At 40.5% G+C, this 18,518-nt stretch carries 9 protein-coding genes; 8 read left to right on the top strand and 1 reads right to left on the bottom strand.

Translation table 11 applies throughout. The features are described 5' to 3' along the window. The first annotated feature begins 42 nt into the window (after positions 1–42). From nifJ to DYE54_RS06610, 8 genes are all read left to right on the top strand, one after another. Positions 43–3,591 (top strand): pyruvate:ferredoxin (flavodoxin) oxidoreductase, encoded by a 3,549-nt coding sequence (gene nifJ, locus DYE54_RS06645; RefSeq protein WP_115310502.1) that lies wholly within the window; start codon positions 43–45, stop codon positions 3,589–3,591. A 193-nt stretch (positions 3,592–3,784) separates the two neighbouring features. After that, positions 3,785–7,270, top strand: a complete 3,486-nt coding sequence (locus DYE54_RS06640; RefSeq protein ID WP_115310501.1) for a PD-(D/E)XK nuclease family protein — start codon at positions 3,785–3,787, stop codon at positions 7,268–7,270. Beyond that, the gene (locus DYE54_RS06635; protein WP_115310500.1) at positions 7,230–11,075 is read left to right on the top strand and encodes a UvrD-helicase domain-containing protein; all 3,846 of its coding nucleotides are present in this window, start codon (positions 7,230–7,232) and stop codon (positions 11,073–11,075) included. Before DYE54_RS06640 ends, DYE54_RS06635 begins: the two co-directional genes overlap by 41 nt. 491 nt (positions 11,076–11,566) lie before the next feature. After that, positions 11,567–13,750 carry a TonB-dependent receptor domain-containing protein gene (locus tag DYE54_RS06630; RefSeq protein WP_115310499.1) on the top strand — a complete coding sequence of 728 codons (2,184 nt, stop codon included), beginning with the start codon at positions 11,567–11,569 and terminating at the stop codon, positions 13,748–13,750. 80 nt (positions 13,751–13,830) lie between these two features. Beyond that, positions 13,831–14,766 (top strand): ABC transporter permease, encoded by a 936-nt coding sequence (locus DYE54_RS06625; protein WP_115310498.1) that lies wholly within the window; start codon positions 13,831–13,833, stop codon positions 14,764–14,766. Further along, complete coding sequence (locus DYE54_RS06620) at positions 14,759–15,715, top strand: iron chelate uptake ABC transporter family permease subunit (protein WP_115310497.1); 957 nt, start codon at positions 14,759–14,761, stop codon at positions 15,713–15,715. Before DYE54_RS06625 ends, DYE54_RS06620 begins: the two co-directional genes overlap by 8 nt. Continuing rightward, the gene (locus DYE54_RS06615) at positions 15,709–16,467 is read left to right on the top strand and encodes an iron ABC transporter ATP-binding protein (protein WP_115310496.1); all 759 of its coding nucleotides are present in this window, start codon (positions 15,709–15,711) and stop codon (positions 16,465–16,467) included. The genes DYE54_RS06620 and DYE54_RS06615 overlap by 7 nt, the downstream gene beginning before the upstream one ends. Before the next feature lie 16 nt (positions 16,468–16,483). Then, on the top strand, positions 16,484–17,446 hold the full coding sequence (locus tag DYE54_RS06610; protein WP_172460572.1) for a siderophore ABC transporter substrate-binding protein: 963 nt from the start codon (positions 16,484–16,486) through the stop codon (positions 17,444–17,446). A 126-nt stretch (positions 17,447–17,572) separates the two neighbouring features. Here the strand turns inward: DYE54_RS06610 and DYE54_RS06605 are convergent, their stop codons facing one another. Further along, the gene (locus DYE54_RS06605) at positions 17,573–18,475 is read right to left on the bottom strand and encodes a LysR family transcriptional regulator (protein ID WP_172460571.1); all 903 of its coding nucleotides are present in this window, start codon (positions 18,473–18,475) and stop codon (positions 17,573–17,575) included. Between the last annotated feature and the right edge of the window lie 43 nt (positions 18,476–18,518).

Raw genomic sequence — 18,518 nt, 5'->3', positions numbered from 1 at the left:
AAATTCATATTTTATATAAGTATATACTTAGGAGGCTTTACTATGCGTAAAATGAAGACGATGGACGGCAATCAGGCCGCAGCACATGTGTCCTATGGCTTTACGGAGGTGGCAGCGATTTATCCGATTACCCCTTCGTCCCCTATGCCAGAATTTGTGGATGAATGGTCCGCTAATGGGCGTAAAAACATTTTTGGACATCCTGTTAAAGTTGTTGAAATGCAGTCAGAAGCGGGCGCCGCTGGAGCTGTACATGGTTCATTACAAACCGGTGCTTTGACAACGACTTTTACATCGGCCCAAGGTCTATTATTGATGATTCCTAATTTGTATAAAGTGGCTGGTGAATTATTACCAGGGGTATTCCAAGTTGCTTCAAGAGCCTTGGCTACGCATGCCTTATCTATCTTTGGGGATCATCAAGATGTGATGGCAGTGCGGGCTACTGGTTGTGCTATGCTAGCTGAATCATCGGTACAAGAAGTTATGGATTTAAGTGCAGTAGCCCATTTAGCGGCTATTAAAGGACGCGTTCCGTTTATTAACTTCTTTGATGGATTTAGAACATCTCATGAAATTCAAAAGATTGAAATGTTAGACTATGAAGAGTTGGCACCATTAGTGGATCAAGAGGCCGTTATGGCGTTTCGCAAACGGGCTATGAATCCAGATACACCGGTTACGCGCGGTACGGCTGAAAATCCAGACGTTTATTTTACACATCGGGAAGCTTCTAATTCGTTTTATTTGAATATTCCTCAAATTGTGGAAGACTATATGGCTGAAATCAGTAAATTGACAGGCCGTGAATATCATTTATTTAATTATGTGGGTGCGCCTGATGCAACCGACGTAGTCGTTGTTATGGGTGCTGGCGCTCAAGTGGCTAATGAAACAGTAGATTATTTAATGGCTCAAGGTCGCAAGGTTGGAGCGCTTAATGTACATCTATTTAGACCATTTGCTATGGACCGTTTTATTGAAGCGTTGCCTAAGACAGTGAAACGAATTGCTGTGCTCGATCGTACTAAAGAACCTGGTTCTATGGGTGAACCATTATTCCTCGATGTACAGGCCGCTATTGCAAGAGCTAAATTAGATGTCCTTGTAGTGGGTGGTCGTTATGGTCTAGGTTCCCGTGATGTGATTCCAGCTGATATGGTAGCTACCTTTGATAATTTAGAGGCTACCGAACCTAAGGCTGAATTTACGATTGGTATTGTGGATGATGTAACCGGTTTATCCTTACCTCGTCCAGATAATGTATGGATTGATGCTTCTCATATTACAGCGTGTAAATTCTGGGGTTTTGGCTCTGATGGCACGGTAGGGGCTAATAAGACAGCTATAAAGATTATCGGGGATCATACAGATATGTATGCGCAAGCGTATTTTGACTATGATTCTAAAAAGTCTGGTGGCGTTACCATGTCGCATTTGCGCTTTGGTAAACAGCCCATTAATAAACCATATTTAGTAACGCGCCCTACCTTTGTAGCTTGTCATCGCCAAGCCTATGTGAATGAATACGATATTTTACAAGGTATTGAAGAGGGCGGTACGTTCTTACTCAACTGTACCTGGAGCATTGAAGAATTAGCCGAAAAACTACCAGCGTCTATGCGCCGAACAATTGCTAGTAAACATTTAAAATTTTATATCATTAATGCGGCTCAAATTGCACAAGATATTGGTCTTGGCGGTCGTATTAATATGATTTGTCAGGCGGCATTTTTTAAACTAGCTAATATTATTCCTATTGAAGAAGCGGTACAGCATTTGAAAGACTCCGTGATTGCCACATATGGTAAAAAGGGGCAAAAAGTTATCGACATGAATACATTGGCCATTGATAAAGGGGTTAGTGCCATTGTACCAGTGGAAGTACCAGCCGATTGGGCTAACGCAGTTGATACAGCCGTACCAATAGCGACAGAGGTGCCAGAATATGTACACGCTATTTGTAAGCCAATTAATGCGCAACAAGGGTATGGCTTACCAGTTAGTACGTTCTTAGGTTATGAAGATGGGACTTTACCAAATGGTACGGCTGCTTATGAAAAACGTGGTGTTGCGCTAGCGGTACCACATTGGCATAAAGAAAATTGTATTCAATGTAATCAATGTGCATTTGTATGTCCGCATGCTACGATTCGCCCCATATTAGCAACCGCTGAAGAAGTTGCAGCAGCACCCACTGGGTTTGAAACGATTCCTGCATTGGGAACAAATGATTTACAGTTCCGGATTGCTGTATCACCATTAGATTGTTTAGGTTGTGGTAATTGCGTTAATATTTGTCCAGCGCCTAAAGGAAAAGCCATTACTATGAGCCCTATTGATGACGAATTACATTTGGCAGAGGCTTGGCAATATGGAGTGGCTTTACCAGTTAAACCAAATCCTATGAAGACAAATACAGTCAAAGGAAGTCAATTTGAAACGCCATTACTTGAATTCTCTGGTGCGTGTGCAGGTTGTGGTGAAACGCCGTATGCTAAGCTTGTAACGCAACTATTTGGCGACCGTATGATGATCGCTAATGCAGCAGGCTGTTCTTCCATTTGGGGCGGTTCTATGCCAACTTCATCATATACGACAAATCAAGCTGGTCATGGGCCAACTTGGGGTAACTCACTCTTTGAAGATAATGCAGAGTATGGCTATGGTATGCGCATTGGTACCACTAAGATTCGTGAACAATTGAGTCAATATGTAGAACAAGCAATTTCAGAATGCACGACGAAGGAACAAGAGCCACTCAAGGAAGCACTGACTCAATGGTTAACTTATCGTGACCAAGGTGAAGGCACTCGTAACCGTTCTGATTTAGTGATTCAGTTACTAGAAAAAGAAGTTGCCCCAACAGAAGCAATGAAGGCCATTCTTGAAGAAAAGCAATATTTACCTAAACGGTCACAATGGATTTTTGGCGGTGATGGTTGGGCCTATGATATTGGCTTTGGTGGTCTAGATCATGTCTTAGCATCTGGTGATGATGTAAATATTTTAGTCTTTGATACAGAAGTATATTCTAATACAGGTGGTCAGTCCTCAAAAGCGACACACACGGCAGCGGTAGCTAAGTTTGCTGCTAGCGGTAAACGGACGAAGAAAAAAGACCTTGGCATGATTGCTATGTCTTATGGCTATGTGTATGTAGCTCAAGTGGCTATGGGGGCTGATAAAAATCAACTTCTTAAAGCGGTAACAGAAGCAGAGGCGTATCCCGGGCCATCGCTCATTATTGCGTATGCGCCTTGTATTAATCATGGTATTAAGAGCGGTATGGGGACAACGCAAGAAGAAGCACGTCGCGCTGTAGCAGCTGGTTATTGGGATTTATATCGGTATAATCCAGCGTTACGCGGTACTGGTAAAAATCCATTTAGTTTAGATTCTAAAGAGCCAACCGAAAGCTTCCGCGATTTCCTTATGGGTGAAGTACGATATGCATCGTTACAACAATCGTTCCCTGAAATTGCTGAAGAATTATTTGAAAAAACAGAGCAAGATGCAAAAGAACGTAGAGCTTCCTATGTTCGCTTGCAAGCGGGCTTTGAACAAGAACTAGGTAAACATACTATGTAAATAAAGCCTCATATAAAGCCTCATAAGGAACTGTATGGAACTGAGCAATTGCAAATTTCCGTACAGTTCCTTGCTTTGTTTTGTGATAGAATAAATACAAGCATATATATTGAATGAGTATAAGAAACGTAAGCTAAGAGTACGTGAATAGAGAGTTAATGGATGTTTCAACAGTATGGAAAGGAGTGTAACCATGGCTATTTCCGCCTTTATAGGACGGGCTGGTACAGGCAAGACGCAGGCTTGTTTTGAACGAATCAAAGAGATTATAAATACCTGCCCTGGAGAGCCTATTTTATATATTGTGCCAGAACCAGCTACGTATACAGTGGAACGAAGTTTAGCAGAGTTCATGCCACAGGAAGGCTTTACCACGGTTCGTGTAGTGGGTTTTAATCGCTTGGCCTATCAAGTGTTTCAGTCGGTAGGTAAGGTTCGTGAAACGACATTGTCTGATGTAGGTCAAAAGCTATTACTACGCCTTATTATGAAACGTCAAAGTGGTTCTTTAGAATTATTGGGACAAGCAGCACGGCAACCTCATTTTGCCGATGTGTTACAAAGGTTATTAAGTGAATGTAATTCTTTTCAGGTAACTGCGGAAGATTTAAAACAAGGAGCGCAGCAAGTAGAATCGATGATTCTACAACGTAAATTGCAAGAGTTGGCGCAGTTAATGGAAGCCTATGAAGCGTTAGTCGGTGAGACTTGTGGATCTGTTACTGATCGTTTACAAGAGTTGATGGCGGTGTTGCCTACGAGCCCACTTATGAAAAACGCCCATGTTATTGTGGATGGCTTTCATTGGTTTACACCCTTACAAATGGAATTACTTTATACTTTATTTGATTTGGCTAAAGAGAGTATTATTACGCTTACGTTGCCCCCTGAGTTAGCGAAACTTACAGTGCCTGAGCACAAGTTGCGAATTTTTGGACGTCCCCATTCAGTATATAAAGATTTGTATACAACCTATGGCGCTCAATTGGTGGTTCGCCAATTTACACAGAATGAACGTTTTCAATCAAAGGTTCTACAAGAATTAGAATCGTGTTATTTTAATACGCCACTTAAAGGAAATTCGACAAACGAGCAAATTCCCATTACGGCAGGTTACAATCGTGAACGTGAAGCGGATGCTGTATGTCGTCAAATTTTAAAGGCTATGACAGAACCGAATCGTCGCTGGAAAGATATTACGATTATGCTTCGTGAGTCTGAAACTTATGGTGATGTGTTGGAGAAAGCACTGAAACGCTATGAGATTCCTTATTTTTCAGACCGTCGTCGACCTATGGTGAGTCACCCTTTGGGGGAATTTTTAGTTAGTTTATTAGAAGTGGTGCGTCGAAGCTTTGATCATGATGCTTTATTTCGTCTACTGAAAACTGATTTTTGGCCGATGAGTCGTGAAGCCGTTGATGAATTAGAGAATTATTGTCTTGAATTTGGTATACGGGATTTTATGTGGCTTAAAGAAAATTGGCCATATAAGCGTAAAAACCACTTTGCAACAGATGATGAAGACGCTCCTGTAGCGTCAGTTGAACAACTAGACTCTGAGGAAGCAAGGCGTTTACGAGTTAATGAAACGCGGGCACTTATTATGAGTCATTTACAGCCTTTGTGGGAATTTGCAAAAATGGAGCATACTGGCTATGAATGGTGTGAACAGTTATTTAATATGTTGGTAGCCGTGGGGATTCCGGCACAATTAGCAAAGTGGTGTGATGCGGCGGAAGCAGCTGGTGAAGCGGAAACTATGGCGGCTCATGAGCAAATGTATAAGCGTGTCATAGCACTCTTTGATGAGATTATGAATCTTAATTTACCAGATCTCATGAATGTAGCTGAGATGGAATTATTGATTCAAGAAGGTTTGGAGGAAGTATCGTATTCTCTAGTACCACCAAGTTTGGACCATGTGATGGTAACGACAGTGGAGCGTGGCTATACTCATGAGAGTGATATCGTCTTTTTGATGGGCCTCAATGAAGGAGTTTTCCCACAGCATATGGGGGATGAAGGCCTTTTAAATGATAAGGAACGGCAGGATTTAAAAGCAACGGGTATTACATTAGCCGAAGGGGCCTTAGTACGAGCTTTCAATGAAAATTTTCTTCTGTATCTAGCCTGTACGCGAGGGCGTGAAGAATTACATATCTCCTATGCTGGTGCTGATGAAGAAGGCGGGGCTATGGAGAGTGCGCTGGCTATTAAACGGTGGCAACAGTTAGGCTATAGTGGCGCCCCACAAGGGGAGCCTTTAACGATTCCTGAATCAGTCGTTTCGCAGTATTTGTGGCGGCCTATGCAAAGCCTAGCCTTATTAGCTGGACAAATGGGCGCTTTAACGCAAGGTCAGGATTTGCTACCTCTTTGGCGAAGTTTATATAGTTGGGGGTTAACGGGACCGTATAAAGAAGCTTTGCGCATTGCTACCCGTGGCGTTACTGATAGTAATGATGTTCCTTTAGTAGATCGTACTGTTGTGCAAGCATTGTTATTCCGTCAAGAGGCGCTGAGTGGTTCTGTGACGCGATTGGAAAGCTATCAGCGGTGTCCATTTGCTTTTTATGCTAAGTATGGTTTGAAATTAGAGCCTCGTAAGGTGAAACAATTTGGGGCTCCTGAAATAGGGATTTTTCTTCACGAAAGTTTGCGTGCTTTAGGGATGCAATTATTGGCACAGAATCGGCAGTGGCGTGATGTAGCACCTGAGGAAGAAGTAAAATTATGTCAACAAGTAGTGGCTGATGTTAGTAAGGAGTTACTGTTAGGGGAAGAAGGCGACATTTATGAAATGGTGTTGCAACAGCGATTAGAGGCTACCTTACGTCGCACGGTTCACCGGCTCAGTGATTGGTCGAGTAAGAGTGCCTTTAATACACGTTATTTAGAGAAAAACTTTGGTGGTGGCCCTAGCAGTTGGCCAGCGGTTCAAATCCCGCTTGGTGGTGAAACCTATATTCGTTTGCAAGGTCAATTAGACCGTGTTGATGAATGGACGTATGATGGTATTACGTATGGGTTGGTGGTTGATTACAAGTCAGGTGGTGCGAATGTAAAAGCCTCTGATGTGTATTATGGCTTGAAGTTGCAATTGGTTACGTATTTATTGGCTTTAGAAAGAGCGCAACGGACTGATAATATTAAGCCAGCTGCCTTAGTATATACATATGTAAAAAATCCGCGCGTTTCAAAAAGTGAGGTATTAACCGAAGAAAGTGCGGCCGCCCTACTGAATACGGAGTCTAGTTTACGCAATGCGGGCTATTATTTAAATGATCCAGAACTATTGACTAAAATAGATGAGACGGTAGGGAGTAAGTCGACCCCGTATGTGCCAGTTCGTTTGACAAAAGCAGGGGCTGTATATGGTACCGATAAAGACAAAGTAAAAACGACAGAGCAATTTAATATATTAACAGAGTATGCCGAGCAGGTCATGAGCAAGGCAGGGCAACATATTTTAGCAGGTCATTTTCCTATTAGTCCTTATAATATGAATCACCAGATACCTTGTAATTATTGTCAATATCGTGCGTTATGTCGTTTTGAAAATACCCGTAATGCCTATCGCTATATAGAAGGCATGGCGGAAGATGTATGTTTAGCTCGCATGGCGGAAGGAGGGACTGTTTATGAAGTGGACAGACGATCAACAACACGCGATTGATTCACCACGGCCAGGGTCACTCCCTTCACAGACGCTACTTGTAGCGGCGGCGGCTGGTTCTGGTAAAACAGCTGTATTGGTAGAACGAATTATTCAACGATTACAAGATAAAGAGAGACCGTTATCTATTCAAGAGTTATTAGTTGTGACATTTACTAAAGCGGCCGCGGCGGAAATGAGCGCTCGTATTGGGGCTAAATTAGCAGAGGTATTTAATAGTACTGGTGATGCTAAGTTAGAAGAGCAGTTAAGTTTGTTACCATCCGCGCATATTTCAACCTTGCACTCCTTTTGCCAATGGGTCATTAGTAGTTATTTTTATCGGTTAGACATTGATCCTACATACCGTATTGGTAATGAAGGGGAGTTAATGTTACTAAAAACGGATGTGTTAGCTAAGTTATTGGGCAAAGCGTATGAAGAGAATTTATATCATATGTTTGAGATTGCTGATATGTTTGGGAATGACCGCTCTGATGAGAGTATTATGGTACAAATTTTGTCACTGCAGCGGTTTGCCGTAGCCCAAGCTGATCCGGAAGATTGGCTTATACAGTCTAAAAAACAGTATGAAGAGGCATTAAACCAGCCTGTGTTAGATACGATTTGGGGCCAATATTTTTGGAAACAGCAACAACAGCTGATTGGTGAGATTACGGAACGATATGAGTCGTTACGATCTTTAACAAGCTTACCTGATGGTCCTACTAAATGGGTGGAACAGGCTGATTCGGTGCAATATATTATGGGTGCCTTAATAGAGGCTAAGACATGGGATGCTATGCACGAAGCGGTAGCACTTATTAGTCAACATAAGTTTAAATCCTTTGATACACGTTCCTTTAAAAAAGAGTTAGAGGCTGGTGTCGTGAGTGATGGCTTAGTTTCACAAGTAAAAGCTTTGGGGACGGCGAATAAGGAGGCTTTACAAGCTATGAAGTCGGGGCCGTTCGTGATTACTGAAGCACAGTTTAATGAGCAAATTGGGCAAATGCTACCATATGTGCAAGGATTAATTGATTTAACGCTGGCCTTTATGGTAGACTTTGCAGCCGCTAAAAAAGAACTGAGTATGTTAGATTTTTCAGACTTGGAACATCTTTGTTTAGCTTTATTACGGACAAAACAAGAGGATGGTACATGGGCTCCATCAGAAGTGGCCCTTGAATTACAAGAGACCTTTAAAGAAGTAATGGTTGATGAATATCAAGATACGAGCGGTGTGCAGGAAGCGATTGTAAATTTAGTATCTCGTAAGGATAATCGCTTCTATGTAGGGGATGTGAAACAGAGTATTTACCGTTTCCGCATGGCCAATCCATTGCTATTTATGGAGAAATATCATCGTTTTGGCCGTGATGTGGAGGCTGTAGAACGACGCATTGATTTATCACAGAACTTTAGATCGGATGAAAATATTTTAGCCTTTACTAATTTTGTCTTTCGTCAAATTATGACGGAGGCTGCGGCGGAGCTTACTTATGGCGATGAAGAAGCACTGAATCCAGGGCGCATTGTGACGGAGGCACCAGCAAATTGGGTAGGTGGCCCTGTAGAACTACATTTAATTGATGTAGGACAAGGAAATAAATCAACCTTTGCTGAGGATAGAGGTACAGCTGATACAGCCACTAACGGGCAGACGTCTATGTGGTCAGCAGGGCCTGCTGAGGGCCGTCATTCTAATAGTGAGGGCCTTAGCAGTGATGAAGAGGATGACGCTGATTTAGAAAATGATGAGAAGGAAACAGCGTTTATTATTGAGAAACTACAGGCGTTAAAAGCACAAGGAAAGGTTGTCCAAAACCCTGATGGCACCTATCGTTCTATGGCGTGGCGAGATGTAGTCATTTTATTGCGTTCGGTTAAAACTAAGGCTGGACGTATGGTAGAAGCCTTACGCCAAGCGGGTATCCCTGCCTATGCTGAGGAAAATAGTGGCTATTTTAGTGCGTTAGAAGTCAAATTATTGTTGGCGTTGTTGCAAGTTATTGATAATCCAGAGCAAGATTTACCTATGGCGGCGGTGTTAAGTTCACCATTTGTTGGGTTAGATGCTAATGAACTAGGGCATTTGCGCATGAGTGGTGAAGGATCTTTATGGTCGCTTCTGCCAGCTTATGGGGCAGCTATGGATAATGATGTCGTTATCCGTTTTGTAGAACGCTTAGAGGCATGGCGTACCTATTCACGGCAGCATAGTGTGAGTGATTTATTGTGGACTATTTACGAAGAAATGAATTATGTAGACTATGTAAGTGCTATGCCAAATGGTCTTGTGCGGCGCGCTAATGTAATGGCTTTATATGAGCGAGCTAAGCAATATGAAGCGGGGAGCTTCCGAGGGATTTTCCGCTTTTTACGTTTCCTTGAAAGTCTACAAGAAGCGGGTCAAGACTTAGGGATTGGTAAAACCGTTAGTGAAGCGGATGATGTAGTGCGTATTATGAGCATTCACAAAAGTAAAGGTCTGGAATTTCCTGTAGTATTTCTAGCGTCTTCACAAAAGAAGTTTAATTTGCGAGACATTCAGGCACCTATGTTACTTCATGGCGATAGTGGCGTAGCGGTTAAAGGCTATTTTGAGGAGTATCGGGTCTTATATGCTTCCTTGCCTTGGCTACATATGCGGGAACAGTTACGGTTAGCTGCTAAAGCGGAAGAAGAACGCATTTTGTATGTAGCATTAACGAGAGCTAGAGATAAACTCTTTATTACTGGCTTTGTTAAGGATTTTAAAGGACTTTGTCAAAAACAAGCTGGCCCAGCACTTGTTTCCAATTCAGAGAAGTTACCAACGTCTTTAATTACGGGGGCTGACTCCTATTTGGACTGGTTTATAATGAGTTTAAGTCGTCATTTGGAAGGGAATCCGATTCGCGTGTATAGTGAAGTAGAAGATGTGGGTCTTATGGATTTACCTGATAAGACATGTCGACTTAGCATTACTTTGCACGATGGGGCTCGCTATAATAGTACGCCAAAACATGTGGCAAAAGAACCTGCCTTATTAGCAGCCGTTGAGCGGTTAGAACCGATTCAGGCAGAACCATTAGCGGATGAGATTATAGGCCGCTTTAATTTCGCGTATCCGTATATGGGGGCGGTGCAACGGGCCGCTAAGATTTCTGTGAGTGAGTTGAAACGGCGTTTTGCTGAACCAGAAGAAGAAGCCACGCATATGGTAGAAGCTAATGTGCGTTATAAGCAAGTCTCAAAGTCTAGCGAGGAAATCACTGATTTGGGCCTCTTCGAAGTAAAACCACAAGCACTGATGGATCAAGAAGAAGTGACCTCAGGAGCTCGGTGGGGGACATTAATGCATGAAGCCATGCAATGGTTGCCAATGAAGGCTTATACGCAACAAAGTTTGCGTGAAGCTTTAGATAGATTAACATTAGACGGCTATTTTACTGTCGACGAACGGCGAGTACTCAATGAACGTGCGTTGTATCGCTTTTTTACCTCGGCGTTGGGTAAACGCTTACTAGCATCATCCCAAGTGGCTCGAGAGTGGCCGTTTAGCATGCTTATTGAAGGTCATGAAGTATATCCAGAGGTGGAACCAAGAGAAAAACTCTTTTTGCAAGGGATTGTGGATACAGCTTTTTTAGAAGATAATCAATGGGTGTTGGTTGATTATAAGACAGATAGAGTTACTTCCGCAGAAGAACTTGTTGAGCGGTATGGAGTACAGTTGCGTATATACAGCCACGCGTTAGAACGGCTCACTAAGAAACCAGTGAAGGAACGATATATTTATTCCTTCCGCTTACATGAGGCCGTAGCAGTGCCTAATAAATAGTAAGCTTCAATACATTGATAAGGGGAGTAGCGATACTCAATGTATAAGTTGATACATTGAAAAGTTAATTGAGTTAGTAAATTGACAAGTTGATAAGTAAATAAGTTAATAAGTTAATAAAAAGACAGTCTTAGCAATCGATAGTATTGTAGGACTGTCTTTTTATTTGGCTGTATGAGTGAATTGTTTGGTGAAGTAAATCGTTGTAGGTGAATGAGTAAAATATGAAGTTTAGGAAAACGGAATGGAGCATTAATAAATGATATTAAATATCATTTATTAATTAGTGTACAATAAAGCATAAATCTAAATTTTGTAGCAGGAAAAACGAAATGGAGCTTGCAATATTCGCATAATTTGCATGTAGAATGTATGCTGAAATCGACTTGAAATAGTGATTATTTCAAGGTATACTCACATCGTAAATATTATAAATAATAATTATTTTCAATTTTATTTGTGATTTGTGTAGGTTATGTGTGGAGGTATGTATGAAACAACAACGAAGAACAGAACGGGCTCTATTAGTTGCTAGTGTATTGGCAGCCGTAACGTTACCTTCGTATGCAGCAACAGGGATACAGGATAATTCAGCAGCGTTTACTACGAATGCAGTTAATGCGCCTGTAGTTAATGCACAAGATGCAGCGCAGTATAAACAAGCAGAAAAAGCTAACGCTGACAAAACAGTGCATATTGAACCGATTTCAGTGACAGCCGCTGGTTTCACACAGTTAGTGAAAAATTCGCCAGCCGATATTACCGTTATTACTAAAGAAGAAATTGCTCGCAAAAACTATACCGACTTTGCCGGTCTATTATCGGATGTAGAAGGTATTGATGTGCGTGGTTCTAATGGTCGTATGGGGGCTGCTGGCGTAAGTATTCGTGGTATGGATCAAAAGTATACACTAATCATGGTGGATGGAGTGCCGGTTAATGGGGCTTCGTCACAAGATATTGGCCCTAATGGTATGTATCAGCAGATTTATAGCTTTATTCCGCCAGCTAATAGCATTGAACGAATTGAAGTGGTACGTGGACCTATGTCTACGTTATATGGTTCTGATGCTTTGGGCGGCGCTATTAATATTATTACAAAGAAAATTACGAATGAAGTTCATGGTAATATTAGCGTTGACCATACGTTTGAAACTGATGAAGGCCGTGGTGATACAACTCGTACGTCTATGAGTATTCGTGGGCCTTTACAAAAAGATAAAGTAGGAATGGAACTTCGTGGTAGCTATATTTATCGTCAAAATTCTACGCTAGAAGATGGTTCTACAGTACGTGGGGCTATGCGAACACCATCGGAACTTAAGAATTATAGCTTAGGTACTAAAGTGACATGGACGCCAACCATGGACAATACTTATTGGATTGATTTAGATAAATCTCGTGTTGACCAAAGTGGGGATAACACAGGTAACAATTTAGGCATGCGTTTTGACCGTCAAAAATATGTATTTGCCGCAGAGAATATTAAGTCCTATGGGATTTGGAATACAACGTTAACCTATAATGATACGGCTATGAAAGGATATACTTTTACAGATACAAATCGCCAGACCCGTGCTCGTGATATGAAAGATAAAAATTATATCGGCGAGACTAAGTTAGAAATGACGAAGTGGGCGGATCATCATGCTACCTTTGGGTTCCGTTACTGGAAGGAAAAACTAGATGATTCCATGCTTCGTGAAGGCGGCAGCACCAGTCCTAAATTGGGTGTGTTAGAAAATGATACGTGGGCATTATATGCTGAAGATACGTGGAGTGTAGCGCCAAAACTTGATTTTACCTATGGTGTTCGTTATGAACATCCGGATAAATTTGATGATCATTTTACGCCACGAGGCTACTTAGTGTATAAAGCAACGGATAAATGGACTGTTAAAGGTGGTGTAAGTACAGGCTTTAGAGTGCCAACATTAGCACAGACTCAAAGCGGTATTGTAGGATTTACCGGTGGACGAGGAAATCCTAACCCAATTTATATACATGGTAATCCTAACTTGCAACCTGAAAAGAGTGTCAATAAAGAAATCGGTTTCTATTATAGTAATCCAAATGGAGTACGAGGCCATGTGACTTACTTCAATACAGACTATAAAAATAAAATTGATACGATTGAGTTAGATGCTCGTAATCAGATGTATACAAATACCGACCGAGGTAAAGCACAAGGGGTAGAATTTGCGTATCGTACGCCGATTGCTGACGATGTTAATTTCAATGTTAACTACACATTTACTTCTAGTAAAATTACAAGTGGCGATTATAAAGGCAGTCCTTTGACAGCTACGCCAAAACATATGGTTAATGCCAAGATTGATTGGGATGCGAATGAGCGCACTAATGTATGGTTCGGTATGGAATACCGCAACCGAATTGCTCGTTATGCTGGGAGTACAACGGCTAATGCCAAAGTTGTTAAGGAATTAGGCAAATATTATAAATCTTATGCCGTATTTAATTTAGGTGCTAGTTATAAATTTGATCGTGGTATTACATTAAATGCACAGATTAATAATATTTTCGACAAAGATTTTGATAAGAGTACTATGATTGATGGTACAGAATATAATTATTACTACAGTTCAGGTAAGGCCACTGGTGGTACGTATTTAGCTGGCCGTAGTTATTGGCTATCCATTGGTTATAATTTCTAAAAGTTTAATGGAAATCTAGCTAGTCTTGGCGTTGTATATTTCAGTAGTAAATGTAATGATTCATTAAGGAGGTGGCGTCTATGTGGAAATGGATTTTGTTATTAATCATAGGGGCCATCGCCTCTTTATTTGTGGGCGTGGCTGATATTTCATGGCAAACTTTGACTCGTGAAAATTTACAAATCTTAGTGCAAAGTCGCATACCTAGGCTCATAGCTATTTTGATTACTGGTGCTACTATGTCTATAGCGGGCCTTATTATGCAACAGTTATCACAGAATAAATTTGCAGCCCCTTCTACGTCTGGTACGATTGAAGCGGCGAGTTTGGGGCTGTTGGTAGCTATGGTATTTGTGGGGGCTACCACTCTTTGGGTGAAAGTCGCGATGGCCTTTGTCTTTGCTTTAGGTGGCTCTTGGCTATTTATGGCTATGTTAGATCGCGTAGTATATAAAGATGCGTTATTTATCCCCTTACTTGGTATTATGTTTGGCCGGGTTATTGCGGCTATGACAACATTTATTGCCTACAAGTATGATTTAGTGCAAAGTTTAAATGCTTGGATGTATGGCGATTTTTCAGGGGTTTTAAAAGGCCGTTATGAACTTCTTTACTTGGGGATTGTCGTCATTATGGTTACTTACCTATATGCTCATAAATTGACGATTGCAGGTTTTGGTGAATCCTTTGCCCATAGTTTAGGCCTTAATTATCAAGCGGTGAAGCGATTAGGGCTAACTTTAGTAGCTATTTCCACAGCTACTGTGGTTTTAACTGTAGGTGAAATATCTTTTATTGGTCTAATTATTCCCAATTTAGTTACGATGTGGCGTGGGGATAATATTAGAGCTAATTTACCCTATGTAGCTATTATGGGGGCTTTATTTGTGCTTATTTGCGATATGATAGGGCGTCTTATTATTTTCCCTTATGAAGTATCCGTTAGTCTGGTTATCGGTGTCATAGGGAGTATGATATTCTTAACATTTTTAGTGAGGAGGAAGCAACATGGCTAATAATCAGCGACGGTTGCTTCTCTTAATAGGGCTCTTTGTGATGGCGTTAGGGGCCTATTTGATGATCAATATGTCAACCGCTCAAATGGCCTATGCCTTGCCACGGCGTTTAGAAAAAGTAGCCGCTGTTTTGTTGGCTGGTTTTGGTATAGCCGTCAGCTCTGTATTGTTTCAGACCATTACGCATAATCGAATTTTAACACCGTCTATTATAGGTTTTGATTCGCTCTATTTATTAATACAAGGGGGCGTATTATTTATTTTTGGAAGCACGATGACAGGCATTTTAGGTGAAAGTTATTATTTTCTTATAAATGTAGCGCTAATGGTCGTGTTTGCGGATGTATTATTTCGATTTCTATTTCAGCGTGAGCAATCGTACATTTACTTTATATTACTGGGGGGCGTAGTCTGTGGCATGCTCTTTCGCAGTGCTTTTTCGTTTTTTATGCTTCTGTTAGATCCAGATCAATTTTATGTGCTACAAAATAAAATGTTTGCTAGTTTTAATTTGATTCCTACCGACTTATTAGGTATAGCAGCTATATTAACGGCTATAGCTATAGGGTATGGTTGGTCATTACGGCGTGAGCTGGATGTATTTATTTTGGGACGAGAAAATGCCCATAATCTAGGGATTGATACGGTACATTTACAAAAACGAGTTCTTCGTGTGATTGCGTTACTGGTTGCGGTAGCTACAGCCTTAGTAGGGCCGATTACTTTTCTTGGTTTATTGGTTGTCAATATAGCGTATCAAGTATTGGCTACATATCGTCATAGTATTCTTATAGGCGGTACAGTTCTAATTAGTTGGGTCACATTATTAGTAGGGCTTGTCATTGTTGAGCATGGACTAGATTTTGCCACTAATTTGACGGTGATTATTAACGGGATTGGTGGTTCCTATTTCTTGTATTTATTGTTGAAGGAGGGTAAATCATGCTAACGTTAACACATATAACTAAAGCATATCGCGATAAGACGGTATTGCAGGATGTGTCGGTTACCTTCCGGCCAGGACGGCTTGTTTCTATTATTGGCCCTAATGGAGCAGGTAAGAGCACCTTACTTAGTGTTATTACGCAATTATCGCCCCAGACACAAGGGCAAGTTATGCTTGATGATATGTCAATTACAAACTTTGATCGCCAAGAGCTGGCCAAGCGAATTTCCTTTTTAAGACAAAGTAATACGGTGAATGTACGTTTAACAGTGCGAGAGCTGATTGCTTTTGGTCGTTTTCCCTATTCGCATGGGCGTTTAACAAAAGAGGACGAAGTAAAGATTGAGGAAGCTATGGCGTATTTACAATTAGAAGCTATGGCGGATCGTTTTATTGACCAACTTAGTGGTGGTGAGCGACAACGTGCTTTTATTGCTATGACTTTGGCACAAGATACGGATTATGTATTGTTAGATGAGCCGTTAAATAATTTGGACATGAAACATTCTGTACAGATTATGAAAGCCTTGCGACAGATGGTTGACCAATTTGGTAAAACGGTAATTATTGTGATTCATGATATCAATTTTGCTTCCTTTTATTCCGATGAAATCATTGCTGTCAAAGCGGGGCAGTTAGTGAAACAAGGGGATATAGAATCTATTATTAATGAAGATATGCTGCGGAGAATCTATGATATGGATATTCGTGTTAGCCATATAAATGATAAACGACTTTGTGAATATTTTCAGTAAGAAAGGATGTAAGAGAATGAGAAAAATCTTTAAATATATGGCAGTAACCATATGTGTAGTGGCTATGGGATTATTGGCTGGTTGTGGTAGCACATCGAGCTCTAATAGTAATGAAGGTACGGGTGGAACTATACAGATTCAACATAAATCGGGGGATACTACGGTTCCCGTTAATCCTAAACGCGTTGTTGTTTTAGACTTAGCAAGTCTTGATACAATGGACAAGTTAGGCTTAAGTAGTTCTGTTGTAGGATTGCCAAATGATTTAATGCCTGCTTATTTAGATAAATATAAAGATTCAAATACATATATAAGTGTGGGCAATTTAAAGGAAATTAATTTTGAAAAGGTTAGCCAATTAAAGCCAGATTTAATTATTATTTCAGGTCGCCAAGAAGAATCCTATAAAGAATTAGCATCCATTGCGCCTACAATTAATTTAGGGTTAGATATGGCTCATTATTGGGATTCTATGCAACATAATGTAAAAATTATTGGTCAGATTTTTAATAAAGAAAAAGAAGCTGAAACAGAATTAAAAGCCTTGCAAAATCGTGTGGCCGATTTGAAAAAGATTACCCTAAATAGCGAGAAAAAAGGGGTGGTTGTAATGGTTAATGGTGGTAAATTAAGTGTGTTTGGTCCAGGCACACGCTATGGACTCATCTTTGATACAGTTGGGGCACAGTCCATTTTGCCAGCACCGACAGATGGCAAAGAAATGACTCATGGTCAACGAGCTTCTTTTGAATTTCTAGCTGAAAAAAATCCTGATTTTATGATTGTGATTGATCGGGATAATGCGATTGGACAAGGTGGTTCGGCTAAGGATATTATGAATACACCGTTGATTAATCAGACGAAAGCAGCACAGACAGGTCATATTGTGTATGCGGATTCCGCCCTTTGGTATTTATCCGGAGGTGGTTTAGAATCGACAGCACTCATGCTTGATGATATTACAAGAGCTATTCAATAAAGCTAGTTGATGTAATAAAATTAATAAACATCTAAAAATATATAGGATTATACAGAAAACGAACTGTAACTTTAGTAGAACATTCTACGGACAAAGTTACAGTTCGTTTTTTTATAAGTAAGAAATTTATTTGTGTTTTGAATTCTTAGGGCTTTTTTTGTTTTTTATATATTTTTGCATATAGTTTATGAAGGCTTGAACAGGTTTGCGTTGTGGCGTGCGTACATGGTAATACAAATTTGTTTCGCGCTCAATAGGTAGACCATTATCCCAATAGAGGGGCTCGATATAAATATCATCTTTAAAATATTCGAGGCCTGTATAGGGCAGAATAGACCAGCCAAGATTTTTTTGAATAAATCGACGACAGGTAGCCATAGTATCTACATACAAGCTCGTGTTGGGTGGTGTGTCAAAATTTTGGTTCCACCAAGTATCCATGATTGTGTATAATGACGGATCTGTAGTATAGCGAATTTGTGGTACTGTAGTCAGGGCTTCTCGATTACAATCTTTAGAAGTAACTAGACAGATTGGTTCAGAATTTAAGTATATTTTTTCGCCAGTAGGGGCATGATGACCACGGATAATTCCTATGTGAATATCATTGTTGGTAAAGAGTTGTGCGATGCGAGAACTAATTCCCGTCTGAAGATGAAGTTGGACATGAGGATATTGATTGGTGAAACCTGCCAAAATGGAAGGTAACTCATAGTTGGCAAATATAGACGAAGAGCCTAATTGTAAGGGCCCTGAGATAATATGCTTTCTATTTTCTAAGGCTTCTTCAAATTCGTGCTTTCGTTTTAGGCTGTCAAGTGCATATTGGTAATATAGTTCGCCGGTTTCTGTTAATATAACACCTTTAGTAGTGCGAATAAAGAGGGGTTCGTCAAAGTTTTTTTCTAGTTGCGTTAGACGATAACTTAAGGCTGGTTGGGAGATAAAGAGCTTATTGGCTGCTTTTGTTATGTTTTGTTCTTGTGCAATTGTTAGGAATATGTCCCAATCTTTTTCTAGTGTATCCATAGTCAGACTCCTGATAAATAGTCGATTATACATTACTTGCAAT

The sequence above is a fragment of the Veillonella criceti genome (genome assembly GCF_900460315.1).
GTDB classification, from domain to species: Bacteria; Bacillota; Negativicutes; order Veillonellales; family Veillonellaceae; genus Veillonella_A; species Veillonella_A criceti.
Note: the sequence above shows the minus strand (reverse complement) of the source record. Positions and strands in the feature narration are given on the sequence as shown.